Here is a 25,979-nt window from a genome sequence, read left to right on the forward strand (position 1 = left end):
ATTAGTACTCCACCGCCTCGTTCCATTGTTCTGGAACGTCTACTAACAAAGACTCAAGTAATGTGCCTGTTGCATTTAACACGCGAAATTTTGCGTATTGCTCAGCATATAACGCATCGACGTATCCTTTGCGAGACTCAAACAACTCGTTTTCGGTGTTCAACAAGTCAAGCAGGGTTCGTTTACCAATTTTGTACTGCTTGTCATAAGCAACAACAGTATCGGATGCTGCGTCTACGTGGTCCGCGAGAAATTCTTTCTGTTGAAGCGTTAAATCCAGTGCACTCCATGACAAGCGTAAGCTTTCCTCGACATTACGATATGCTCTATCTCTAAGGTCTTTAGCCATGTTCATCTGATAGGCTGCTCTATCTTTATTCGCGCTATCAACACCACCATTGAACAAGTTGTAGCGCATTCTTAGTGTGGCGTTCATTTCGTCACGCTGATAGCCGACACCTTCAGCGTCATCATAGTAGTTGTAACCTGCTTCAATGGTGAAAGTAGGTAGGTTTGGACTGTTCGATTGCTTGTATTGGAACTTAGCCGCATCGACATCAACAAGAGCAGTTTTAATGACTGGGTGTTTTTCTAATGCTACGTCGATAGCCTCGGATAGGGTGAGGGGTATGGTCGTTTCGTCAGCACGTGGGAAAACAAGGCCTTGCGGGCTTTGACCCACTAGACGGGTAAATTGTGTATGGGTATCAAACAGATTGTTCTGAGCGGCCAGCAAATTACCGTGTGCTTTCGCAATACGAGCCTCTACCTGTGATAAATCTGCTGTTGAACCGATACCGGAATCGGTTCTTTTCTTGATATCTTTAAAGATCTCTTTGTGGGTAGCCAGGTTGCTTTCTGAAAGAGCCAATATCTCGTAGGCTTTTAAAGCATCGAGATACACTTTGGCGACTTCCAATGAGATATCCGATGCGTCACTGAGAACTTTATATCTAAGAGATTCGGCTTCTGCTGCAGTTCGATCCATATTGTTTAGGGTATTTGAACCATCCCAAATCAACTGAGTGAAAGTTAAAGATGCATCAATTGCAGTAAAATCTTCGTCTCGGTCAATTTGGTTATCTTGATAGTTTTCCCAACCTATACCAGCAGACAGGTCAAGTTTGGGGTAGTACTCACGTACTGCGGCCTTGTTTTCATAAACATAGGACATGAAGTCGTTATAAGAGCTTTTGACCGTTGGATTGGTTTGAAGCGTGTAAGAGATGGCTTGCTCTAACGACTGGGCTGAGACTGGATTGCACAGCATTGTAGCTAGAGCGACTGCGCTTAGCTTAATCCTTTTCAAGGTGTACTCCCTAGTATTCCGTTACTTTTTTTTAACCAAAACTGAAGCCTTCATTTGCTTTCAATACAGCGTTTTGGTCACTAAGTACATAATAGTTAAAACAAAACTATTTACAATTAATTTGTAATCAATTTGCTTCCTATTGTTAACTCCTTTTTCGTGGTTACATTAGCGTCACGTTTACTTAAAAATAGTATAAAATTTAAACAGAAGCGAGAAAGATGTATATGTAGATAACAGGCTAGCTCGGAACACTCTAGCCAAGGAGAACACATGGACAGTATCTCATTTGCTCAAGACGTTGTGGCAGGCGACGCATGGCTGATTGTCGACGCGCAAGGCAACCTAAAAATAGCCCCTCTAGATTATGTACCGCAAGACGGTGACGTAATACTTTCCGTAGGCGAAAACCCGCTAACTGTACCCGAAGACATTGTTACCGAATTGCGAGTGTCGATTGCTCAGCAAAACTCTATCCAATCTGTAGACGCTCAGTCAGGTATTCAAGGTGTTTTAGACTCACTTGAACAAGGTGGTGATCCTACTGCTGAAGACGGCAACGACCCTCAGTCAGGAGAAGATGATGGTTCGAGCTTAACTGCTACGGGCGCGGTTGAGCGTGACGGAGCACAAACCATCGCAACAACAGATTTTCAAACAGAAGGGGTTTTCCCCGCTGGTTTTACTCCTGAGCAGCGTGACGCTGTCACGGAGTTTGTCGTTCAAACCGTCACCTTATTGTCGGTGAGCACAGTTTCGCTGACGGATAACAACGGGGAAGAGGTGATCAACGGCGAGGGAGAGACGGCAACAATTAAAGGATTCTTGGGTGGGAATAGTGAAACACTCGATTCACTTGTCATTATTGATAGCAACGATAAACAAATTGAGATTGATCTCAACGAGATTGAATTTAATGGCAACGGTAACTACGAAGTGACTGATATAGATGTCGAGTCGTTAGCTGATGGCATTCTTACCGTTGTAGCTTCAGGTAGTGATGGCGACGGAAATCCGGTTTCAGTGACAGATACAGTAGAGAAAGACTTTACCTACGGCGACGATGGTGATGACGACGGTGATGATATAGCGCCGCCATACGTGTCCATGACGGATAACACCGAAGGTGATGACGCGGCCGAGAATGAGGTCATTAACGAGAGCGAACAAGCGACCATTACTGGGTATCTGGGTGAAGGAGGTAAAACCCTCGACAGCTTGGTTATTACAGGTGCAGGTGGAGACCCTATCGATGTTGATGTTAGCCAAGTAACGGTGGATGAAAACGGTTACTACACCATAGAGAATATTGATGTCTCTGGTTTTGATGATGGCGAGTTATTGGTGACGGCAAACAGCACCGATGTCGATGGCAACCAAGCGACCGTGACAGATACGGTCGTGAAAGACTTTACCTACGGTGATGATGGTGACGACGAAGGCGATGATATTGCGCAGCCGTCTGTCTCGTTGACTGATAACACGCTAGGGAATGATGAGGCAGAGAATGAGGTCATCAATGAAAGCGAACAAGCCACTATAAACGGTTACTTGGGTGAAGGAGGCAAGACCTTAGACAGTTTGGTGATTACCGGTCCGGGTGGTGATCCGATTGAGGTCGATGTCAGTCAAGTGGTCATTAATGAAGATGGTACCTACCGAGTAGAGAACATCGATGTATCGGGTTTTGATGATGGGACTTTAACCGTTACTGCAAACAGTACTGATGTGGATGGTAACAAAACCACCGTGACAGATACGGTCGTGAAAGACTTTACCTACGGTGATGATGGTGACGACGAAGGCGAGGACATTGCGCAGCCGTCTGTCTCGTTGACTGATAACACGCCAGGGAATGATGAGGCTGAGAATGAGGTCATCAATGAAAGTGAACAAGCCACTATAAACGGTAACTTGGGTGAAGGAGGCAAGACCTTAGACAGTTTGGTGATTACAGGACCAGGCGGAGATCCGATTGAGGTTGATGTCAGTCAAGTGGTCATTAATGAAGATGGTACCTACAGAGTAGAGAACATCGATGTAGCGGATTTTGATGATGGCACTTTAACCGTTACCGCAAACAGTACCGATGTGGATGGTAACAAAGCGACGGTGACCGATACGGTCGTGAAAGACTTTACCTACGGTGATGATGGTGACGACGAAGGCGATGATATTGCGCAGCCGTCTGTTTCGTTGACTGATAACACGCTAGGGAATGATGAGGCTGAGAATGAGGTCATCAATGAAAGTGAACAAGCCACTATAAGCGGTTACTTAGGTGAAGGAGGCAAGACCTTAGACAGTTTGGTGATTACAGGACCAGGCGGAGATCCGATTGAGGTTGATGTCAGTCAAGTGGTCATTAATGAAGATGGTACCTACCGAGTAGAGAACACTGATGTATCGGATTTTGATGATGGGACTTTAACCGTTACCGCAAACAGTACCGATGTCGATGGCAACAAAGCGACGGTGACAGATACGGTCGTGAAAGACTTTACCTACGGTGATGATGGTGACGACGAAGGCGAGGACATTGCGCAGCCATCTGTCTCGTTGACTGATAACACGCTAGGGAATGATGAGGCTGAGAATGAGGTCATCAATGAAAGTGAACAAGCCACTATAAGCGGTTACTTAGGTGAAGGAGGCAAGACCTTAGACAGTTTGGTGATTACAGGACCAGGCGGAGATCCGATTGAGGTTGATGTCAGTCAAGTGGTCATTAATGAAGATGGTACCTACAGAGTAGAGAACATCGATGTAGCGGATTTTGATGATGGCACTTTAACCGTTACCGCAAACAGTACCGATGTGGATGGTAACAAAGCGACGGTGACCGATACGGTCGTGAAAGACTTTACCTACGGTGATGATGGTGACGACGAAGGCGATGATATTGCGCAGCCGTCTGTTTCGTTGACTGATAACACGCTAGGGAATGATGAGGCTGAGAATGAGGTCATCAATGAAAGTGAACAAGCCACTATAAGCGGTTACTTAGGTGAAGGAGGCAAGACCTTAGACAGTTTGGTGATTACAGGACCAGGCGGAGATCCGATTGAGGTTGATGTCAGTCAAGTGGTCATTAATGAAGATGGTACCTACCGAGTAGAGAACATTGATGTATCGGATTTTGATGATGGCACTTTAACCGTTACCGCTAACAGTACCGATGTGGATGGTAACAAAGCCACCGTGACTGATACGGTAGAAAAAGACTTTACCTATGGTGATGATGAAGACGATGATGATGTTGTTACACAACCATCAGTGTCATTGACAGATAATAACTTTGAAGAAGAAATCGATGGAAGTGAAACCGCTACGATTAGAGGGTTTATTGGCGAGGGCGGACTTACTTTAGATTCATTAGTTATTACTGATGAAAAAGGTAAAACATTAGAAATTGATTTGGAAGGGCTAGAAGGCTTTACCCTGATAGATGGGAACTACTCAATCTCTGATATAGATGTGAGTACGTTGAGCAATGGCGAGCTTATAGTTACTGCAAATAGCACCGATATAGATGGCAACAAGGCTTCCGTCACAGATGACGCTTTGAAAGCTGAGTACGCCTTTGTTGAAGAAGGTTCGGGTGATCAGGTTATTAACGGGGATGATCGGAATGAAATTATCATTGGTGATACGACAAGTGTTATTGGTGATAAAGGTGAAGATCTCAATATAGTGATACTTCTGGACCGGTCCGGGAGTATGCGAGGTGCGGCTCAGATCGGGACGGCTAAAACCCAGATCATAGAGGCATTCAATAAGATAGTTGATAGTGCAGTTAAGGATTTTTCCGGTAGCGTTAATATAATGCTAGCAGGATTTGCCGGCGGGACGTCAATAGCGTTTTCTGTCAATTTAGCAGCCGAAAATGAAACAAGAACTATTGAGGAAATCAAAGCTGACTTCGCTACAGCGGTTAATGCGATAGAAGCTGATGGCTCCACAAACTATGCTAAAGCGTTCGATGTTGCAACAGAGTGGCTAGAAGATCAGGGCGCGACGGAGTCAAATCCTGGTGTAACCTTGTTCATTACGGATGGTCAACCCAACCGAGATGAAGATGAAGATGAAGATGCCTTTGATTCATTGAATGATATTTCAAATGTTGTAGCCATTGGTTTGGATCTAGATGACGATGGTAAAGATACATTAAATACGTTTGATAGTGACGGCTCTGCTGAGTTTATAGTCAATGTTGACGGTCTTGCAGAAGCTATAGAAGGCGAGATATTTGAAACATTGCCCGGAAAAGATACGATTTCCTCAGATGGGGGAAGAGACATCTTGTTTGGTGATACTATTTCGTTTGATGGTATAGACGGTCAAGGTGCGGAAGCACTAAAAAACTATGTTGTCGCAATGTCAGATAAAACTGAAGAGACGATCACTACTAAAGATATATTTGACTATATCACCGCAAATGCGGGAGAGTTTAATATCTCAGCCGACAACCATGAAGACGATACGCTAACTGGTGGAGAGCAGAACGATATTCTCTACGGTCAAGGCGGTGATGATATTCTAACCGGTAGTGGAGGCAATGATATCTTATTTGGGGGTACAGGTGCAGATACCTTCGTATGGACCAGTTCAGATCTAGTTGACTCTACTGATATTCAAGCAGGTGAGACTAACGTCGATGTTATTAAAGACTTCACAATCGGAGAGGACGTTATCGATCTACGTGATTTGTTTAATGGTGAAGATGAGTCAGTTGTGTTGGATGACCTATTGAGCTCTGTTACGGGCACAGATACTGCGAGCTTAGTTGTTGAGCAAGGGGGGAAACAAGTGACCATTGAGTTTGATGGAGTGTCAGCTAACGACTTAATGGACAGTCTCGAACAAATAGTCGTGGTCAACGACAACTAGTATAAAAAACGCCCTACTATTAAATAGGGCGTTTTCAATTAGACAACCTTAGCCGCAAAGCCCTTAAGGTAAAGTCCTTCAGGGTAAGCCGTGTCAAACAAATGGTCGCTTGCCTGAGTAAATGACTCAACAAACTTCACCTCGCGCCCTGCATCAAGCGCAGCGTCAGCTATGATTTTTTGGAATAAACCTGATTCCATTAAACCTGAACACGAGTAAGTAAGAAGGGTACCGCCTGGTTTCAGAATTTGAATAGCAAGCATGTTCAAATCTTTATAACCACGAGCGCCACTAGTAAGGTTGTTTTTAGAACTCACCATCTTAGGTGGGTCCATAATTACCACATCAAACTGTGTGCCTTGATCTCGGTATTCGCGAAGAATCTTAAATACATCAGCGTTAAGAAATACCGCCTTCTTGATATTAAAGCCGTTGATTTCAGCATTCTGCTTAGCGATATCGAGTGCAGGTTGTGAAACGTCGACATTAATTACGCGGTCTGCACCAGCTTTCAAAGCATACAGTCCAAAGCCACCAGTGTAGGAGAAACAGTTGAGAACCTGTTTACCTTTTACATACTTCATAGAATGTTGACGACTGTCTCGTTGATCAAGATAGAAGCCTGTCTTGTGACCCGTCTTAATATCAACTTGAATCTTTACGCCATTCTCTTCAATTACTACTGGCTCAGTAGGGTCGGTACCATGCAGAAGGCCTGTGCTTTCTTCTAAGCCTTCTTTTTTACGCACGGCAACATCAGAGCGCTCGTAAACAGAACAGTTAGGAAAGCAGTGTACGAGAGCATCTACAATATCTTGCTTATGCTTCTCTGCACCAGCACTTAGGAATTGACACACCATATAGTCTTGGTAACGGTCAATGGTTACCCCTGGCATTGAATCAGACTCTGCCGCAATTAGGCGATATCCCGTAAGTCCGGCCTCAGCGATACATTCATCTCGCAACATTTGTGCTTGCTCGATGCGCTGAATGAAAAACTGAGTGTCGATTTCTTGTTTGGTAAAACTCCACACACGAGCTCGAATTTGAGAGTTAGGCGAGTAGGCCGCCTTTGCTAGCCATTGCCCGTTGTGCGCGAATACATCCACTGTATCGCCAAGTTGAGGGTCACCTGAAACCGTTTCTATACCTCTAGAAAAGATCCACGGATGACGACGGCGAACAGATTTATCTCTGCCTTTGGCAAGTTTTATAGATGCACTCATAGGAAATGTAAGTCTCGAAGAAAATTTTGTGACATTGTCGTGTAAGCATCCGCTAAAAGCAAATCAGAAGGGCTTATACTTTCAGATAAGGGTCTATTGTAAATTGAATAGAGACCAAGAGGAGGTTTAATGTTGTCTGTTTGTAGAAAGTTTTTGGTGTCGGGCAGGGTGCAAATGGTTGGCTTTCGTTATCACACTGCTCATGAAGGGTTAAAGCTTGGTTTGACGGGGTATGCAAAAAATCTCAATGATGGCAATGTAGAAGTCATGGCCTGTGGTTCTCAGTCTGCGGTAGACCAACTGGGTGAATGGCTTAAACAAGGGCCAAGAACGGCTTCTGTAGAAAGCTGTATTTCATCAGAAACCGAGTTTAAGCACTATTCGGGCTTTAATATTTTATAAGCACTTTGCAGGCTTTGGCAGTCCTGCCAATTTAGTCGCTTGTTTAGCAGGGCCTTTTTTGAAAAGCTTGAACAGGTACTTGCTGTTGCCTTTTTCTGGACCGTGCGCTTTTTCCATTGCCTTTACCAGCATTCGAACGGCAGGGGAGGTATTAAACTCTAAATAAAAGTTACGTACGAAATGTACCACCTCAAGGTGAGCTTCTGTCAACTCAATGCCTTCCTCTTCGGCTAAGATAGCAATCATGCCTTCTTCCCAATCTTTAAAGTTAAGAAGATAGCCTTGCGCGTCTGTTTCTATGTTTTTGCCGTTAAATTCAAACATAGTCTGTTCCTAATTTGGATTCTATTCATTGAATTATCAATAAAAAATAAAAAGCCCGCAACTAGTGCGGGCTTAACAACTCATAGATTAATCAAAATTAATCGTTATTCATGATGCCTAGAATGCTAAGTAGGCTGATGAATAGGTTGTAGATAGATACGTACAGGCTTACTGTTGCTGAGATGTAGTTTGTCTCACCACCGCGTACGATTTGCTGTGTTGTTAGCAAGATTACACCAGTAGAGAACATAACAAACATGCCGCTCATTGCTAGATGAATCATAGGCATTTGTAGGAAGATGTTCGCCACCATGCCGACTAGTAGAACAACGAAACCAGCCATCAACACACCACCAAGGAAAGATAGGTCGCGTTTTGTTGTTAGAGCGTAAGCTGATGCACCCATGAATGCGAGTGCTGTACCGCCAAGCGCAGTCACAATGGTGTCACCCATGCCAGCGCCGATGTATGCATTCAGGATAGGGCCTGTGGTGTAACCCAAAAAGCCTGTAAATAGGAATGTGAACACTAGACCCATGCTGTTGTTACGGTTCTTTTCAGTAAGGAAAAGTAGGCCGTAAAAGCCAACTAGCATAATGATCAGACCTGGACGAGGTAGGTTCATTGCCATAGAGAAGCCCGCAACGATAGCAGACCAAAGTAGTGTTAGTGATAACAAGAAGTAGGTGTTACGCAAAACCTTGTTGGTTTGCAGCACACTTTCTTGCGTGCGAGTGCGTGATACCATTGGACTGTTCATAGTGTTCCTCAAAGACCTTTTAAATAATTAGTATATATATGTGGCGAAAAGTTCCATTTTTCAAGTATGACATTCGCCTAAGCCAACTTGATATTAAGCAAATAACGTTACTGAGTGAACCGTAAAGTGTAACAATAAGTAAGCATAATGCTAATGCACAGTAAAAAGGGCAGCAACGCTACCCTTTATTCTACGTGAAAACTGCCGTTAGTGGTGCAGTATTTGCGATAAGAAGTTTTGGGTACGATCCGATTGTGGGTTCTCGAAGAAATCTACAGGGTTATTTTCTTCTATAATTTCTCCCGCATCCATGAATATAACCCGATCGGCCACTTCTTTAGCAAAGCCCATCTCGTGCGTTACACACAGCATTGTCATACCTTCATCAGCCAACTCAACCATAACGTCCAATACTTCACGTACCATCTCTGGGTCGAGTGCAGATGTTGGTTCATCAAATAGCATTACCTGAGGGTTCATGCAAAGAGAGCGTGCGATCGCTACACGTTGCTGCTGACCACCGGAGAGCTGACCTGGGTACTTGTCTGCCTGCTCAGGGATCTTAACGCGCTCTAGGTATTTCATCGCTATTTTCTCAGCTTCTTCTTTAGGCATTTTCTTAACCCAAATTGGAGCAAGCGTACAGTTCTCTAGAACGGTTAGGTGTGGGAACAGGTTAAAGTGCTGAAAACACATTCCCACTTCTTTACGTACAGCTTCGATGTTTTTTAAATCTTCAGTCAGCTCAGTACCGGACACAAAAATATGCCCTTGTTGATGCTCTTCCAAGCGGTTAATACAGCGTATCATTGTCGATTTACCCGAGCCCGATGGGCCACAGATAACGATTTTCTCGCCTTTTTTAACTTCAAGGTTAATGTTCTTTAGTACGTGAAACTCACCGTACCACTTGTTCATGTCCTTCAACTGGATCATGTAATCTTGTTGTTGCGTCATAATACGTCCTTGATAATTATCGTTTGTGACCGGTGTGAAGTTTGTTCTCTAGCCATATCGAGTATCTCGACATGCCAAAACAAAATACCCAGAACACTAACGCGACAAATACATAACTTTCGATAGCAAAACCAAGCCACTCAGGGTCGGTATTTGCGGATTGACCAATACCTAGAACATCAAACATACCGATGATGAGAACTAGACTTGTGTCTTTAAACAAACCAATGAAGGTATTTACAATCGAAGGAATGGTAATCTTAAGCGCTTGAGGAAGAATGATTAAACGCATTTTCTTCCAATATGTGAGCCCTAACGCATCAGCCGCTTCATATTGCCCTTTTGGAATAGCTTGTAGACCACCACGAATAACCTCTGCCATATATGCAGCACTAAACATGACCACACCAATCAGGGCTCTAATCAGTTTATCTGTCTCCATTCCTTCGGATAGGAATAAAGGCAGCATTACCGAAGCCATAAATAGAACAGTGATCAGCGGTACGCCACGCCAAACTTCGATGTAAACCGTACACATGCTGCGAATGATGGGCATCTCAGAGCGACGACCTAGCGCCAGTACCACACCGATAGGAAGTGAAACCACAATACCCACAAGTGCGATGATCAGAGTAACTAACAAGCCGCCCCATTTGTGAGTTTCTACTACCTCTAACCCAAATATACCGCCGTACAGCAAGGCTGCAATGATAAACGGATAGACGTTAACGAAGAATAACCAAATCCACGTTCTCTTAGGTGTTTTTTCATAGATTAATGCAGCAACAAACAGTGCAAGTGTTGCGTAAAATAGGCGAGGGCGCCAAAGTTCAGCTTCAGGGTAGAAGCCGTACATGAACTGCTCCCAACGTACGCTAATAAATACCCAACATGCACCTGCACTGGTGCAGTCATCACGAGTGGTACCGACCCAATCAGCATTTAAAAATGCCCAGCTCACAACGTTACTGATAAGTAAGAAGGCGAGATAGCCCAATATCACGGAAACGATAGAGTTTAATGGTGAACTGAATAAGTTTTTACGTAACCAACCTACAACACCTACAGAACTAGACGGTGGCGGAAGATCAGGTTGAAATTGATGTATGCTCATATTATCTCTCCACCAGCGCTACTTTTCTGTTGTAGATATTCATGATTAGAGAGGTCAGTAGACTCAATGTCAGGTAGACACCCATTGTCATTGCGATGATTTCGATAGCCTGACCCGTCTGATTCAGTGTCGTGCCCGCAAATACCGACACAAGATCCGGGTAACCAATTGCCATAGCAAGAGAAGAGTTTTTCGTCAGGTTAAGATATTGGCTAGTCAGTGGCGGAATGATGATTCGCAATGCTTGCGGAATAACGACTAAACGCAACGTACGAGTACGAGGCAAGCCCAGTGACATCGCCGCTTCAGTTTGACCGTGGCTAACGGCGTTGATACCTGAACGCACGATTTCGGCAATAAATGAAGCCGTATAAATACTCAGTGCGAGAGTAAGGGCTGCAAGTTCTGGAATGATACTGATACCGCCCTTAAAGTTAAATCCTTTAAGTTCAGGGTATTCGGTGCTGATTGGCATACCTGCAATGAAATATGCAATCAACGGAAGCACGATGATTAGGCCGACAGAAATTCGACCCACAGGGGTCTGCTGACCTGTCAATTTTTGTTTGTTCTTAGCCCAAATTGCAATAACGATTGACGCGATGATCGCAATCACTAATGCGCCGATAACGATGCCACTACCTTCATTGAAAACAGGAGCGGGCATAAACAAGCCGCGCACGTTTAAGAATATGGCTTCTCCGAGGCTCAAGCTTTGTCTCGGTGATGGGAGCGCCTGCAATACAGCGAAATACCAGAAGAAGATTTGTAGTAACAACGGAATGTTACGAAATATCTCGATATACACTGCGGCTAAGCGGCTTACCAGCCAGTTGCTCGATAGGCGAGCAACACCCATGATAAAACCAAGTATTGTAGCGAAAAAGATCCCCAATACGGCAACCAAAGCGGTGTTTAGTAGGCCAACAATAAAGGTTCGACCGTAACTGTAAGTCTCGTCATATTCGACGAGGTGCAGTCCAATACCAAAACCAGCTTCTTTTGATAAGAAATCAAATCCCGTCGCGATACCACGTGCATCCAAATTGCTCAATGCATTGTTGACTATGGTATAGAAGAACCAAACTAGTCCAAGTACAGCGATAACCTGGAAGGCGATGGCTCGGAAGGTGGGATTGTAGAGGAGGTTGGAACTTTTTGATGCCGAATTCGCTCCGGCGGGGTTTACTTTCGGTGGCGTCATACAACTAACCTTTAATTAAATCCATTTAAACAAAAGGGCGGCGAGGCCGCCCTTAGGTTACAACTTCAGGATTAACGCATTGGTGGCGCGTACATAAAGCCACCCGCATTCCATAGTGCGTTCACACCACGGCTAATCTGTAGAGGGGAGCCTGTACCAACAGTACGTTCGAAGCTTTCGCCGTAGTTACCCACTTGTTTAATAACTTGATAACCCCAGTCGTCTTTGATGCCTAGTGCTGTACCTTTAGGACCGTCAACACCAAGGATACGCTTAACGTTTGGATCCGAAGATTTCAACATTTCATCGGCATTCTTAGATGAGATACCATACTCTTCAGCGTTGATCATTGCAGAAAGCGTCCATTTAGCAACGTTGAACCACTTGTCGTCGCCTTGACGAACAACAGGGCCTAGAGGCTCTTTAGAAATGATTTCTGGTAATACGACCGCAGAAGAAGGGTCTTTAAGGTTTAGACGAAGTGCGTATAGGCCAGATTGGTCAGTCGTTAGTACATCACAGCGTCCTGCGTCGAAACCTGCAGAGGTCTGAGCTGCCGTATCAAATACGACTGGCTTGTATTCCATACCGCTTGCACGGAAGTAATCGGCAAGGTTCAGCTCGGTTGTTGTACCCGACTGTACACATACCGCAGCACCATCAAGTTCTTTGGCACTAGAAACACCGAGATCTTTCTTAACCATGAAGCCTTGACCATCGTAGTAGTTAACACCTACGAAGTTAAGACCTAGTGCTGTATCACGGTGCTGAGTCCAAGTCGTGTTACGAGACAGTACGTCGATCTCACCAGATTGAAGCGCGGTAAAACGCTCTTTTGCTGTTAGTGGTACGTACTTGACCTTAGTTTTGTCGCCTAGAACTGCGGCAGCAAGCGCTTGACAGTACTCAACATCGATACCTTCCCACTCGCCTTTTGAGTTAGGGTTCGAAAAGCCTGGAAGGCCGGTGCTCACACCACAGGTGAGAGAGCCTGCAGCCAATACTTTGTCTAGCGTGCTATCTGCTGCTGATGCAGACGTCGCTACTACAGCTGATGATGCAGCTATTACTGAAGCTAGAATTGTGAGTTTATTCGCCATCTATTCGTATCCTTTCTTTTAAAATCCATGGGTGATGAGGCATCACCTAGTACGACTTTGCATTTCTGCATTAATTGTGAATTTGATTGTACGATTCACTAAATTGGGGCATATTTTTTACACCCGTATACAAAGTAGTTGAGGTTGCTAAGTATCTCAATTAATTACAAATTGTGATTTACTCTTAACCAGCCACTTTAGAATGACTAAATGTTGTCAGTTTGTAAATAGTGCAACATTGTGTAACTTTGGTGATTCGGAGATAATTCCTAATATACATGGCTAAGCCGGTGCTTTATGCTGAATTTTGCAGTTAAGCTGGTGTATGATCATGATGATTTAAATATTACGGAGCTTTACAATGTCACAGTCAGCTGTGTAAATTTTTGTACGCACCAAAATAGTGACTCGAATCTAGCTTGGTGAATTAACATTTAAGGAACAAAATGCGATATTTTCCTCTGTTTTATGATCTCTATCACAAACCAGTTTTGGTTGTCGGTGGGGGGGAAGTAGCGAGCAGAAAAGTAGAGAGCCTGCTCAAAGCGGGCGCTTTTGTCTCAGTAGTGTCACCGACATTGGAGCCTTTTTTACTGTCTTTGTATGAACAGGAGAAGCTCAGTTGGATAAAAGGCTTTTATCAACAAGAACTCATCGAAGAATTCATACAGATTTGGGCTACAACAGACAATCCAGAGCTCAACCATAGAGTGCATGCCGATGCGAAAAGAGCAGGCATTATGGTTAATGTGGTTGATGACACTGAGTATTGCGACTTTATTACCCCCTCAATGATTAATCGCGGACGAATTCAGGTGGCGTTTTCAAGTGGTGGCAGTTCGCCTGTATTAATTCGTAACTTAAGGCGTACCTTTGAGGCGGTTTTACCGCAAAATTTAGGTCTATTGGCAGATTTTGCAGCGTCTAAACGCGCCGATATTAAGTCGAGATTACCCGATGTGACCCGCAGGCGATTGTTCTGGGAGTACTTCTTCGAGGCACCTGAGGTAAAAACCTCAGAGTTAAAATCAGAGCTACAAGCTTGCTATGAAAATATGCTAACCAGCAAACAGTTCGAACCTAGTTACTCGGTAAGTTGGATAGAAACGGGCAGTGACTTTGAAATGCTTACTCTCAAAGCCTTGCGTCTAATGCAGTCGTCGGAAATGGTGCTGTTTTATCATGAGCTAGATGCAGTATTTGCAGAGAGTTGCCGAAGAGACGCTGAGCGGATTTCATGGCGTGAGGTAGCTGAACTTAAAAAGTTACTAGAGGAACAACAGAAGCAGCTCCGCTCAGTGGTGGTATTGCTTCCAGAAGCAAACAAGGCGCTACTGTCAGAGCTTTCTTTATGTTGCGGACCTATAGAAGTATTAGGGTACGCGAGGTAGCGAATTACACAGAGCAGCTTACTGCTAGCTAGCTCAATAGGTACCTCCAAAGCCTTGAAACAATTAATCAAAAGAAATGAGGAAGTTATGTCATCATTTAAAACCCGCTGTCCTTCGTGTGGCGGTTTAAACCGAATTCCTAGTGAACGAGTTTCAGAGGGCGCTAAATGTGGTAAGTGCAAACAAGCGTTACTTGATGGTGCTCCCATTGAGGGAACCAGCGAAAACTTTGCAGCTTTGCTACAAGGCGATACACCCATAGTCGTTGATTTTTGGGCACCTTGGTGTAATCCGTGTGTAGGGTTTGCGCCAGTCTTTGCTGATGTGGCGAAAGAGCGTGAAGGTTTGGTGCGCTGCGTCAAGATTGATACAGAGGCTCAGCAGCAGTTAGCGGCTCAATTTCAAATCAGAAGCATTCCAACCGTTATGGTGTTTAAGAAAGGACAGCGCGTAGATATGCTAAGTGGTGCCTTACCCAAATCTCAGTTTGATCAGTGGTTAAATCAAGCACTTACCAAATAACCATCAGCGCCCGCAATATCAATTTTCGGGCGTTTCTCCGTCTAGAACACGATTAAAAACTTTTATCGATACTGTAAAAATTAATTGTTTTACTAATCTTTAGAATAATCCCATATTCGCGCCTTGAATCCTTCCTTATTAACAATAAACCTAGGCGCAAGACATTGGAAAAAGCACTTCTTCCTGAAGGTGTATCTCGCATCACCGTACCTGTTATCGCATTGACATTTTACGCAGTGGCATCGGGCTATTTAATGAGCGTAATTCCTCTTATGTTGAGTCGTTTTAGTATTCCAATGCACTATGCAAGTTGGCTTGCGAGTGCTTTTTATGCAGGCTTATTATTCGGTGCCGTCATTGTTGAGCGTATCATTCACAAGGTAGGGCATAGACGCGCTTTCATAGGGTGCTTAGTAACATTTGCCTTAACGGTTATAGCGTTACCTATGTTTACCAATGGCTTGGTTTGGTTAGTTGCACGTTTTATTGCAGGTGTTGCGGTTGCGGGAATCTTTGTCATCGTTGAGTCTTGGCTAATGTCTGGCGATGAAGAGTCTCGAATGAAGAGATTGAGTCTCTATATGCTTTCACTGTATGGGGGCTCTGCTTTTGGACAGCTTGGAATTGGCGTTTTCGGCGTTGATGGAGTTACACCGTTTGTTGCGATTGTTTCGCCAATAGTAGTAGCTGTTTTGGTATTAAAGTTTGTTGCCTGTACACAACCCAATAGCGAAGAGTCGGCAGCACTCTCAATAAAACAAATTTCGAGACTCAACCATGCGGCAATTATCGGTTGTGTTGTCTCGGGTCTGACATTGGGAGCCATTTACGGGTTAATGCCGTTAGAACTGACTAATCGTAAAATTGACCACACTGATATAGGCAGTTTGATGGCATTAGTGATCTTAGGGGGGATGTTGGTTCAGCCTTTGGTTAGCCAGCTTAATAAATTCATGAGCCGCATTATGTTAATGGCTCTACTGTGTATGCTAGGAATGTTTGCTATCGGCTTGACGTTTGTTTCATCATCGGTAGCGTTGTTGGCTGGATCCCTATTTTTATTAGGGATGGCAACATTTGGTATTTATCCAGTCGCAATAAATCTAGGATGCGAAAAGCTTGATGAGCGCTTTATTGTGTCAGCAACACAAGTAATGCTATTTAGCTACAGTATTGGCTCTGTTGCAGGGCCCGTTGTGGCTGATGGGTTTCTCTCTCAAGTACATGGTCTATTAGGTTATTTATTTGCCGCGCTTTTAGCAACCTGTATTTACATGCTAGTAGCAGCAAGCAAAACTAAACAGCAGATGGTGGTAGGCTAGGCATAAAAAACGAGGGCTTGTGCCCTCGTTGGTATTTATGAACTTTGTTTGACGTTAGTCTCTGAAGTTCTCGTACTGGAAAGGCTGACCAAGATCAGAGCTCTTGATCAGTGCGATAGCCGATTGTAGGTCGTCACGTTTTTTACCCGTAATGCGAACTTTCTCGCCTTGAATGCTTGCTTGAACTTTAAGCTTGGCATCCTTTACTGCTTTAACCAGCTTTTTTGCCATTTCTTTATCGATGCCTTGCTTAAATAGCACGGTTTGGTACCAGTTTTTGCCAGATGCTTCTTCTTTTTGTGCATCCATCGTATTCACGTCAACGCCACGTCGCGTGAGGTTGCCACGCAAGATATCGCGCATTTGTTGCAACTGGAATTCAGCTTCAGCAGTCAGTTTTACTTGTTCGTCTTTGTATTCAAAACTTGCTTGTACGCCTCTAAAATCAAAACGGGTAGAAAGCTCACGGTTTGCGTTCTCTACCGCGTGTCTTACGTCGACAACTTCGATTTCTGAAACAATATCAAATGAAGGCATTTACTTCTTCTCCTTAAAGTTGAGTTTTAACAGCGTCTGATAAAATATCCAGCATCTCTACTGTGTGTGCCCAGCTTAGGCACGGATCAGTGATTGATTTGCCGTACTGTAATGCAGAAAGATCGTCCATTGGCTGATTACCTTCTTCAATAAAGCTCTCTGCCATGATGCCTGCAACGTAGGTGCTGCCTGATTTAATCTGGCTTGCGATCTCTTTTGCCACATCGAGTTGTTTACGGTGCTGCTTTTGGCAGTTTGCGTGACTAAAATCTACAACAAGTCGTTTCGGCAAGCCTACTTCACCTAGAGCGTCACAAGCGCTTTCGATTGATTGTGCATCAAAGTTTGGACCAGTATCACCACCACGCAGAATCACATGACCGTGAGGGTTACCTGAGGTGCGGTATACCGTCATACGACCATTTTTGTCTGGCGAATAGAAGTAATGTGATGCTTTAGAAGCGCGCACTGCGTCTATAGCAATTTTTACACTGCCGTTGGTGCCATTCTTGAAGCCCACAGGACACGAAAGGGCAGACGCCATTTCACGGTGGATTTGAGACTCGGTTGTACGAGCACCAATCGCGCCCCATGAAATCAGGTCAGTAATGTATTGTCCTGTAATCATGTCTAAGAATTCAGTTGCGGTAGCTAGACCTAGCTTGTTGATGTCTAGCAGAAGTTTGCGCGCCTTGTTCAAACCAGTTTCTAGTGCGTATGAGCCATCTAGATTTGGATCTGTAATCAGACCTTTCCAACCGACGATGGTGCGAGGTTTCTCAAAGTAGGTACGCATAACAATGAACAATTGGTCTTTGTATTGCTCTTGAATCGCCGCTAAGCGAGCCGCGTAATCCATGGCCGCTTCAGTATCATGAATAGAACAAGGTCCAACAATGACCAGTAGTCGTTTGTCCTCGCCTTTTAGGATAGCTTCTATTTGACGACGAGACTCTTCAATACGTGCTGCAACATCAGCGGTAAGAGGATGGTTTTGAGATAACTCAGCTGGTGTTGGCATTGGACCGAGTGGTTGAGTGCGCAACTCATCAGTTTTTAGAGACATAATTTTGTTTTCTTCTTATAGCGAAATTGGGCTAAAGATAGCGGAATTACGACAGGGAATAAACTTCAATACCCCAAAATCGAGAAATTCTTAGTTATTTGCCTAAGAATTGCACGTTATACAGGCTTATAAAGAGTAAGAGACATGCTCAGTCAAGTTAAGGGAGAGTTGAGTGTTTTTCTTCACCTAAATTTTCGGTTAAGTATTTGAATCGTCGGTGTGAGGTGGTATTTTGAATCAGATAATAGCTACTTAGATCTAGAAAGGGACGCAAATGCCAAACACGCTAAATTCGGAAATTCTTTTAGGCACTTCATTGCAACAAGTTAACGACGGTGCAGAGCATGTATTGCTGTCGATTGGGGACGTAATTCAAGAGCGCGTTTTCTTTCACCCAGCGCTTATTGGCCAAGACTCAACACTCAATGATGCGGACAAAATGGCTCTTGAGGCGGTGGTGAATGGTCAAGATCTAAGAGAGTTCTATCTAGAAGTTTTAAACGAAACGGCAAAAGATCTTAAGCTAGGTGAGCATAAGCGCGTTCGAGTGCAATTGAGCAATTGCGATAGCAGTTCTTTGTCTACTTTAATTGCCGGCAGCCTAGAAGAGAAAGAGCTAAATCCTATGCTCGGAATGCGCGGTGTTTCCCGCTATGCCTCTAGCTTTTATAAGGCGAGCTTTGCGGTTGAGTGTCAGTTTATTAAAGAGCTTAGAGAGCAGGGCATTGACGTAGAGATTGTTGTTCCGTTTGTGCGTAGCTTAAGTGACGCAGCTAAGGTCATTGATAATCTTGCGGAGCAGGGTCTTCCTCGCGGGTTAAACGGTCTTAAGGTTCTATTTGGCGCAGATACGCCGTCTTCTGTATTACTTTCAGAGCGACTATTAAAATATTTTGATGGTGTATGCATCGATCTTGCTTCTCTAACTCAACTCACTCTTGGGGTTGACAGAAATAACGAAGCGGTGTCATCTGGCTACAACGTGGAGCATGAATCCGTAACTGAGTTACTGTCACTGGTGCTAACACAAGCTAATGCGGCTCGTAAGCCTGCAATTTTGGTTACCGAAGACTTGGTCAGTAAAGCGAAGCTACAAGAGTTTTTAGTTGAGCACCCGCAATGTGACGTTATTAATCTGGATTGAGTGACTAGGGTTACTGCTTTGTATTGAGCAAAGTATTAGAAAAGACTTTGTATTGTTGGGGTAAGGCAATACAATCGTCGCGATATCTAAAAACCGAGTAATAATATGATTAAAATTGGCCAACTTAACTCACTTAAAATCACCCAAATCACTGACTTTGGTGTTTTTTTAGACGCTTACGATTATGGAAGTGTACTTTTGCCTAAAAAACAGCTCAGTGAGGAGCCTGAAGTTGGTCAGTTAGTTAAAGCTTTTCTTTATTTTGATTCCGACAACGAACTTTGCGCAACGCGTGAAAACCCAATCGCACAAGTAGGCGAGTGGGGCTTGATGGAAATCACCAGCATTAACAGCACGGGTGCATTTGTTAACTGGGGTATAGAAAAGAAAGATTTACTTGTCCCTTACAGTGAGCAGCGCGCGCGTTTTAATGAAGGCCAAACAATCTTGGTGTATGTCTATACGGACAATGCTAGCGGCCGTATCGTAGGCACCACTAAGTTCAATAAATGGCTTGATAAAACGCCACACCATTATAAGTCCAACGACCAAGTAGAACTCTTGATCGCTGAACGCAGTGACTTGGGCTATAAGGCCATCATCAATGGTGAGCACTGGGGCATGATTTTTAGCTCAGATGTGATTGGCAAGCTATTTATCGGTAAGCGCCTTAAGGGCTACATCAAGCAAGTACGTGAAGACGGCAAGATTGATCTGTCGCTGCAGAAAGTGGGTGTGGCTAAGATGGATGATCTTAGTGAAAAAGTGATCGATCTACTGAATAAAAAAGACGGTTTCTTACCACTGAACGACAAGTCTTCTCCTGATGCCATCTTTAAGGTGTTTCGCACCAGTAAAGGAACATTTAAAAAGACCATCGGTGGGCTGTACAAAGCGGGCCTGATCACCATTGAGGCTGATGGGATTCATCTAGTAAAATAGCTTATTATTAGCCAAAAAATAGCCTAGGCTATCCTGACCTAGGCTTAGGGGAATGGCTCTGTGTAAGAGCCTGCGCTAACCGATTAATTGGGTTAAGTTTAGTACACAAAGGCGCTCTTGCCACATAAGAGCCCCTTTGTTCAAACGCTAAACTGCAGGCTTCTAGTTCATCTCTATGAATTAGAACAAGTTATTGTCTCGAACCATTTCTCTTGGCAATCCGTTTTTTATGCGATTGCCAACCCATTTTCCAATACCTATGGTCACACCATCGTAGCGAACCAGTACCTCGCCTTTACTAGAAGGGACCTCAGGACGGATATCGCGCCCCATATACCATTCACGAGCATCATCGATCGTTAGATCAACGGCATTACTTTCGTTGTGTTGACTCATTGCGACTACGCCTTGGTGCTGCCAGCGATAACCTTTCTTATGCGCCTCAGCAAGCTTGATACCGATGCGCTGAAAACGCATTTGGTCGAGTAGCGGTTCTATCAGCACGGGGAACAACCATATTTCATTGTCGCGCTGCCATAGCGAGTAATTCTCCGATACCTGAATACCTAAAGCGTCAAACAATGACTTGGTGACGGTGTCACTATCTTTATTGGACATTCGCAGAAACGGGAATTTCCCTAAACGTTTTTTCACTTTTGGCGCTGCTGCTGAGCCCGTCTTTTTAAACTTGGCTATAAAAAAGCCTTCACAGTCATAGATTTGAGGGTATACGTGAATATATCCTTCTGCGGTGAGTGATCGAGAAGCTTCGGGGAAAAGCCCCTCTAAGGATTCAACTTCGATATCACCTTGAAAGGTTTCTAACAGATGATCGACCACTTGCTGGTTTTCTTGACGATTTAGCGTACAGGTAGAATAAACCAGCGTTCCTCCTGGCTTTAAGGCATGGAAGGCACTTTCAATTAAGTCTTGTTGGGTATTGGCAATCTCTTCAACCGAAGACAAACTCCAATTCTTCATTGCGTCTGCGTCTTTACGCAAAGAACCTTCACCAGAGCAAGGTGCATCGAGCAAAATGGCATCAAACTTTTCAGGGAGCCAAGGACCAAACACACGAGCATCAAAATTGGTCATCGCCATATTGCCGATGCCACAGCGCATTAAGTTACCAAATAGAATTTTGACTCGGCTTGCTGAAAATTCGTTAGCCACCACTAAACCTTGTTTACCCATATTGGCTGCGATTTGCGTGGTTTTTGAGCCCGGAGCTGCGGCCATATCCAGTACACGAAAATTAGAGTCTACGTTGAGGTCATCGAACAACGCAGTGACTGGCATCATAGAACTGGCTTCTTGAATGTAGAACAGACCCGCAAGGTGTTGGCTGGTATTTCCAAGTGAAGTCGTTGACTCATCGACGTTATCAAGCCAAAAGCCTTCACTGCACCAAGGTACAGGTGTCAGTTGCCAACCCATTGCTAATGCCTGAGCTTTAAAGTCTTCAACGGAGATCTTCAGTGTATTGACTCGAATGCTACGTTTTAGAGGTCGTTTACAGGCCTCTAGCAATTCATCTAGATCTAGGTGTTTAGGCATTTGTTCTTTCATCAGTTGAACAAACTGCTCAGGGATATATACGTTTTGATGCAAGGTAGGGTTCCTATGAGAAAGGCGAGCCTGCGAAGTGTAGCAATGCTCGCCTTATCTTGGAAGTGTATAGCGAAATAGAACAGAGGCGTTGATAGTGATGCTCACTCGCCTCTAAATGTTATCTATGGTTTTGGAATAGCGGTTCGCCACTCTAGCCAAGTCGGCTCTGCTTGTTTATACAAGTAGAAAGAGCGCTCTTCTTCTGCCATTGGTAGTAAATTTTGCTCTTCCGGCGTAGTAAATGCGATACCACCCTTTAGAAGACTATCTACTGTGCCAGCTTTCACATTTGCACCGCTTAAGCCGATAGAGACGTCAAGACCTGAGACATTCCAGAACAGCGAGTTTTGTCTCACTAAATAGGCGTAGTCTTTGTCCACCTTAATAGTGATGATGACTCGATCTGCAAGCTCACCCAGTTGAACATCACTTACGTAACCGACTTCCATTTCGCGATAGAGGATAGGGGTATTCTTTGAAACCGAGCCTTTAACTTCACTTTGCAGATAAAAAGTCACGCCATCTTCTAGAGGAGCTTTCTTAAGCAGAGTAAACTGATTTTTTTTGGCACTTTCGTTACCAGGTTTAACTTCAATGCTAGGGATGATAGCACTGGCTAAATTCTTAACACCACTGAGGCTAATCTCTGGGCTCACTAGCCATAGTTGGGTTCCCTTAACCGCAATCTTGGAAACATACTCTGGGTAGATGCGCGCAAGCATTTCAACACCAGTCTTCTCAAATAGAGGAGAGACGAGAGTCACCTCACCAACATCCACACCTTGATATTTGAGCTTGGTTCCCTTGGTAACAGAGGCATTGTCACTGGCATTGATGCGAATGATTTTTCCAAACTGTCGTGCATCATCTTGATTTGGGTAAAGCTTATAGTGCTTGCCGAGTTTGCTCTCAACACCAGGCAGAGTATCAAAAGCGATTCCTCCTTGTATTACTCTAGCTAATGGGGCTGCTTTAACTGACACGCCCGATAGACCTGCGTCGATTTCTACGCCTGAATGGTTCCAAAAAACAGTATTAGCGTTGATGAGGTGACGGTACTGGTTGTCGAGCTTTATTTTCACTTCCATGCCAGAGTGGCCTAACTGATAATCCAATACTTTTCCTACGACTAGATTTCTATAAAAGATAGGGGTGCCAACATTCACTGGAGGCATTTCAGAAGCCAGAAGGGAAATCACTTGGCTTCCAGATTTAGTGTGCTTGGCGAGTTCCGCCAACGCCTCACTCGCATAGAGTGTGTAGCTTGAGTTTATAGACTCATTACCTTCTCGAATAAAGCTAATGCTTCCTGCTAACAGGTGCTGTAGGGGAGGCACGTTAACGTTCAGATTGCTTGCATCAAAACTTGCCGATACGGAACTTGATACAAAGAAGCGGTTTTTAGAGCGTACCAATGCGCGGTATTGAGCGTCAATCAGTACGTTAACCTTAACACCATGATCGTGTAATTGTGACGACGTAACGTGACCAACCTGAATGCCCTTGTAAAGTACTGCTGAACCATTGGCCAGTCCAAAGCTATGCTCGGCCATCAAAGACAAAGCTAAGTTGCCGCTGTCTTGAGTATTAAGCTCGTCTTGTTTGACGGCTTTGAATGAGCGAGTAGCCTCTCCCTCACCAGGGAGTAAGGTCAAGAAATTGCCTGTTACAAAGTTACCTAGGTTTTCAACACCAGCCAATGACAGAGAAGCTTCTTCGAGTAGAAATTGAGAACCTGAATTCAGCAGATCGTGATAGGCAGGTTCAACCGTTGCTTGGGCGATGATGTCCAGTCTATCCTTGCTAAGTTGAACATTGGTAATTTGACCGATTTCAATCCCTCGGTAAATCAGAGGGGCACCGGTTGGATTGATATTGTTGTCGTCTGGAAGGGTTATCTTAATGGGAATGCCTCGACCTGCCGTAGCTAGGTCAGGGTAGAGTCTAAACTCTGTATCAGATTCTACTCGAGTACCTTGAGCAGGAGAGTCAACAGCTATTCCGCCACCAATCAATGCAGCAAGGCTTTCAACCCTGACATCAACGCCATCAAAGCCGACTTTTGCATTGATGCCGGATACATTCCAGAAACGACTTTCGCTAGTAATGATATGGTCATACTCTTCGTCTATATAAGCCCTTAGAACAACGGATTTACCATCTTCATCGAGATTGAAGCTATAAACCTCACCGATGGGTATTTTTCTAAATAGGATCTTAGAGCCTACGTTCACTGAGCCAAGGTCTTTACTTCTGAGGGTGAGGCGTAAACCTTCCGAACTACCACTGTGTAAGTCTTGAGGGGCCTTAGATAGTGCGGTGAATGCCTTTGGTGGGTTATTAAACCCTTTGGTAGCACTTTGTATGGCGATGTAGTTGCCTGACACTAGCGCATCTAATCCAGATACACCCGTTAGGCTGGCTGTTGGTTTAACTAGCCAAAATTGCGTGTCGTCTCCTAACAGTTGCAGCGCATCAGAATAGAGCTCGGCATCTACATAGATCCCATTGAGGTCTTCTGCCAACTCAAGCTTGCGCACCATCCCAACTTCCAACCCTTGAAAGCGTATCGTCGTTCTTCCTGCAATCAACCCTTGAGCATTGGCAAAATGAATACGAACTTGCTGGCCAGCTTCGCTGATGCTTTTGTACATTAGCCAGCCACCAAGCAGAAGCGCAACAATAGGCAGGGCCCAAAGAGGTGAGAGTCCTGTGGAGCGCTTTACCTTTGGTTTAGGTAAGGATGAGTGATTTTGCTCTGTCATGAAAAAGTGTCACCAGTTGAGGTTGAATGCTTGTGAGTATGGTTTTTCCAAATCAAACGTGGATCTAAGGCATCTGCAGAAAACATAGTAAAGACGACCACGATGCCAAATGCGACCGCACCGTAGCCAGGTGTGAAATTAAGTACTTGTCCTCTATCGACTAAGGTTAGCATGATAGACATAACAAAGAGATCTACCATTGACCATTTACCTATCCATTTCACTATATAAAACAGCATCATACGTTGTCTATGGAAAACGGAGCGCTTGAAATGAATACAAAGTAACAAATAGAGAATGCCGAGTATCTTGGCAACGGGGACCACAATACTGGCAATAAAGATGATGATGGCTATCACTAGCATGTCATTGTTTACTAGGGATATAACCCCAGAGAAAATCGTATCCTCGAGGCGAGCACCGTTGGTAAACAATATTGATATTGGAATCACATTAGCGGGAATTAGGGCAATAGTGGCAACGATAAGATAGGCCCAAGTGGCTTGGAGTGACTGCTTGGGCGTTCGCTTCATTTTGTTATGGCAACGTACGCAATGTTCTGTATCAGTTTGTACTAAATGGCACTGTGGGCAATCTTGTAGTTCATTTAGGTCTACTGTATCGCTAACTGGGCGCTCTAGACTTTGAATTTCATCTAGCCTTTGCCAATATTTTCTTGGGCTCACGCGCATGACTAATGCCAAGCATACCAGCTGCAGTACCACTAACACAGGAAGTGCTAAGCCAAAGATAAGGTCACTGTAATCGGTAAGTTTAAAACAGCAGATGGCGATACTGACGATGTATACGTCTATCATCATCCAATGCTTAAGATGATAAATGCCATACATACTCCAGCGCATTAACGGGGTATTGTTCTTCTTTAGCGCCAGATTGCCTGTAAGTACACAAACGCAGTGAGCAAGTGGCACTAAGAAACCGCAAAAAAGCACTAGAAAGCCAACAAACGCAAAACCTTCATCTATCAGCAGAAATACGCCATCTAACAGTGTGGCACTTATGTATTCGCCAAATAGGCGTATTGATAGAAAAGGATAAAGGACGACAGGGACAAAGAGTAAAAGCCCCACAGTGGCAAGGGCAACGTCTCCGGAGCAAGAGTGTCTGTGTCCACGATAGAGTTGCGTTTCACAGCGGGGACAATACGCATCTTGATTATCATTGATAGGCGTCGAAGACACGGCTAATCCGCAGCCCTGACATAGGCGCAGTTCGGAATTAGTAGTGATTGCATTGTGGATTGTGGCCATGCAGTTTATCGTACCTAGATTATATCGACAGCTACGCTAGCACATTTATTGGCGTAGATGGTTTAGATTCAATGATTTATCGGTTACAGTTTGCAGTATATACGCAATCTTGGATATTGAGT

At 44.3% G+C, this 25,979-nt stretch carries 20 protein-coding genes; 7 read left to right on the forward strand and 13 right to left on the reverse strand.

The features are described from left to right. Position 1: 1 nt before the first annotated feature. A complete protein-coding gene (locus OCU46_RS06705; RefSeq protein WP_141270301.1) occupies positions 2-1,309 on the reverse strand; it encodes a TolC family outer membrane protein in 1,308 nt (435 codons plus the stop codon). A 273-nt stretch (positions 1,310-1,582) separates the two neighbouring features. On the opposite strand from OCU46_RS06705, the gene OCU46_RS06710 reads away from it, so the two are divergent. Then, the gene (locus OCU46_RS06710; RefSeq protein WP_337972456.1) at positions 1,583-6,199 is read left to right on the forward strand and encodes a VWA domain-containing protein; all 4,617 of its coding nucleotides are present in this window, start codon (positions 1,583-1,585) and stop codon (positions 6,197-6,199) included. 38 nt (positions 6,200-6,237) lie between these two features. Here the strand turns inward: OCU46_RS06710 and OCU46_RS06715 are convergent, their stop codons facing one another. Next, the gene (locus OCU46_RS06715) at positions 6,238-7,425 is read right to left on the reverse strand and encodes a class I SAM-dependent methyltransferase (RefSeq protein WP_141271292.1); all 1,188 of its coding nucleotides are present in this window, start codon (positions 7,423-7,425) and stop codon (positions 6,238-6,240) included. A gap of 129 nt (positions 7,426-7,554) precedes the next feature. Here OCU46_RS06715 and yccX point away from each other — a divergent pair, with 129 nt between their 5' ends. Next, positions 7,555-7,827 carry an acylphosphatase gene (gene yccX / locus OCU46_RS06720; RefSeq protein WP_141271293.1) on the forward strand — a complete coding sequence of 91 codons (273 nt, stop codon included), beginning with the start codon at positions 7,555-7,557 and terminating at the stop codon, positions 7,825-7,827. On the opposite strand, the gene OCU46_RS06725 is transcribed toward yccX, so the two are convergent. From OCU46_RS06725 to OCU46_RS06750, 6 genes are all read right to left on the reverse strand, one after another. Beyond that, a complete protein-coding gene (locus OCU46_RS06725) occupies positions 7,822-8,151 on the reverse strand; it encodes a TusE/DsrC/DsvC family sulfur relay protein (RefSeq protein ID WP_141271294.1) in 330 nt (109 codons plus the stop codon). The genes yccX and OCU46_RS06725 overlap by 6 nt on opposite strands. 97 nt (positions 8,152-8,248) lie before the next feature. Then, on the reverse strand, positions 8,249-8,911 hold the full coding sequence (locus OCU46_RS06730) for a Bax inhibitor-1 family protein (RefSeq protein WP_119010521.1): 663 nt from the start codon (positions 8,909-8,911) through the stop codon (positions 8,249-8,251). Positions 8,912-9,118: 207 nt separating this feature from the next. Further along, positions 9,119-9,868, reverse strand: a complete 750-nt coding sequence (locus OCU46_RS06735) for an amino acid ABC transporter ATP-binding protein (RefSeq protein WP_141271295.1) — start codon at positions 9,866-9,868, stop codon at positions 9,119-9,121. A gap of 16 nt (positions 9,869-9,884) precedes the next feature. Then, positions 9,885-10,982 (reverse strand): amino acid ABC transporter permease, encoded by a 1,098-nt coding sequence (locus OCU46_RS06740; protein WP_141271296.1) that lies wholly within the window; start codon positions 10,980-10,982, stop codon positions 9,885-9,887. 1 nt (position 10,983) lies between these two features. Next, positions 10,984-12,186 carry an amino acid ABC transporter permease gene (locus OCU46_RS06745; RefSeq protein ID WP_141271297.1) on the reverse strand — a complete coding sequence of 401 codons (1,203 nt, stop codon included), beginning with the start codon at positions 12,184-12,186 and terminating at the stop codon, positions 10,984-10,986. A gap of 71 nt (positions 12,187-12,257) precedes the next feature. Next, a complete protein-coding gene (locus tag OCU46_RS06750; protein WP_141271298.1) occupies positions 12,258-13,286 on the reverse strand; it encodes an amino acid ABC transporter substrate-binding protein in 1,029 nt (342 codons plus the stop codon). 446 nt (positions 13,287-13,732) lie between these two features. On the opposite strand from OCU46_RS06750, the gene OCU46_RS06755 reads away from it, so the two are divergent. The 3 genes from OCU46_RS06755 to OCU46_RS06765 all read left to right on the forward strand — a co-directional run bounded on the left by OCU46_RS06755 (position 13,733) and on the right by OCU46_RS06765 (position 16,521). Continuing rightward, a complete protein-coding gene (locus OCU46_RS06755) occupies positions 13,733-14,677 on the forward strand; it encodes a precorrin-2 dehydrogenase/sirohydrochlorin ferrochelatase family protein (RefSeq protein ID WP_141271299.1) in 945 nt (314 codons plus the stop codon). 87 nt (positions 14,678-14,764) lie between these two features. Then, the gene (gene trxC, locus OCU46_RS06760) at positions 14,765-15,199 is read left to right on the forward strand and encodes a thioredoxin TrxC (RefSeq protein WP_141271300.1); all 435 of its coding nucleotides are present in this window, start codon (positions 14,765-14,767) and stop codon (positions 15,197-15,199) included. 164 nt (positions 15,200-15,363) lie between these two features. Continuing rightward, positions 15,364-16,521 (forward strand): MFS transporter, encoded by a 1,158-nt coding sequence (locus OCU46_RS06765; RefSeq protein WP_141271301.1) that lies wholly within the window; start codon positions 15,364-15,366, stop codon positions 16,519-16,521. A gap of 54 nt (positions 16,522-16,575) precedes the next feature. On the opposite strand, the gene OCU46_RS06770 is transcribed toward OCU46_RS06765, so the two are convergent. Continuing rightward, a complete protein-coding gene (locus tag OCU46_RS06770) occupies positions 16,576-17,058 on the reverse strand; it encodes a YajQ family cyclic di-GMP-binding protein (protein ID WP_141271302.1) in 483 nt (160 codons plus the stop codon). 13 nt (positions 17,059-17,071) lie between these two features. Then, on the reverse strand, positions 17,072-18,124 hold the full coding sequence (locus OCU46_RS06775; RefSeq protein ID WP_141271303.1) for a 3-deoxy-7-phosphoheptulonate synthase: 1,053 nt from the start codon (positions 18,122-18,124) through the stop codon (positions 17,072-17,074). Positions 18,125-18,398: 274 nt separating this feature from the next. Between OCU46_RS06775 and OCU46_RS06780 the strand changes: the two genes are divergently transcribed. Next, positions 18,399-19,268, forward strand: coding sequence for a putative PEP-binding protein (locus OCU46_RS06780; RefSeq protein ID WP_141271304.1), 870 nt, complete (start codon positions 18,399-18,401; stop codon positions 19,266-19,268). A gap of 105 nt (positions 19,269-19,373) precedes the next feature. Beyond that, positions 19,374-20,210: a CvfB family protein gene (locus OCU46_RS06785; protein ID WP_141271305.1), complete on the forward strand. Its 837-nt coding sequence runs from the start codon at positions 19,374-19,376 to the stop codon at positions 20,208-20,210. A gap of 180 nt (positions 20,211-20,390) precedes the next feature. On the opposite strand, the gene rsmF is transcribed toward OCU46_RS06785, so the two are convergent. The 3 genes from rsmF to OCU46_RS06800 all read right to left on the reverse strand — a co-directional run bounded on the left by rsmF (position 20,391) and on the right by OCU46_RS06800 (position 25,857). After that, positions 20,391-21,821 carry a 16S rRNA (cytosine(1407)-C(5))-methyltransferase RsmF gene (gene rsmF / locus OCU46_RS06790; RefSeq protein WP_141271306.1) on the reverse strand — a complete coding sequence of 477 codons (1,431 nt, stop codon included), beginning with the start codon at positions 21,819-21,821 and terminating at the stop codon, positions 20,391-20,393. Between the two features lie 122 nt (positions 21,822-21,943). Then, complete coding sequence (locus OCU46_RS06795) at positions 21,944-24,586, reverse strand: PqiB family protein (RefSeq protein ID WP_141271307.1); 2,643 nt, start codon at positions 24,584-24,586, stop codon at positions 21,944-21,946. After that, positions 24,583-25,857, reverse strand: coding sequence for a paraquat-inducible protein A (locus tag OCU46_RS06800; protein ID WP_141271308.1), 1,275 nt, complete (start codon positions 25,855-25,857; stop codon positions 24,583-24,585). The genes OCU46_RS06795 and OCU46_RS06800 overlap by 4 nt, the downstream gene beginning before the upstream one ends. Positions 25,858-25,979 lie beyond the last annotated feature (122 nt).

The sequence above is a fragment of the Vibrio comitans genome (assembly GCA_024346835.1).
In the GTDB taxonomy this organism is placed as follows: domain Bacteria; phylum Pseudomonadota; class Gammaproteobacteria; order Enterobacterales; family Vibrionaceae; genus Vibrio; species Vibrio comitans.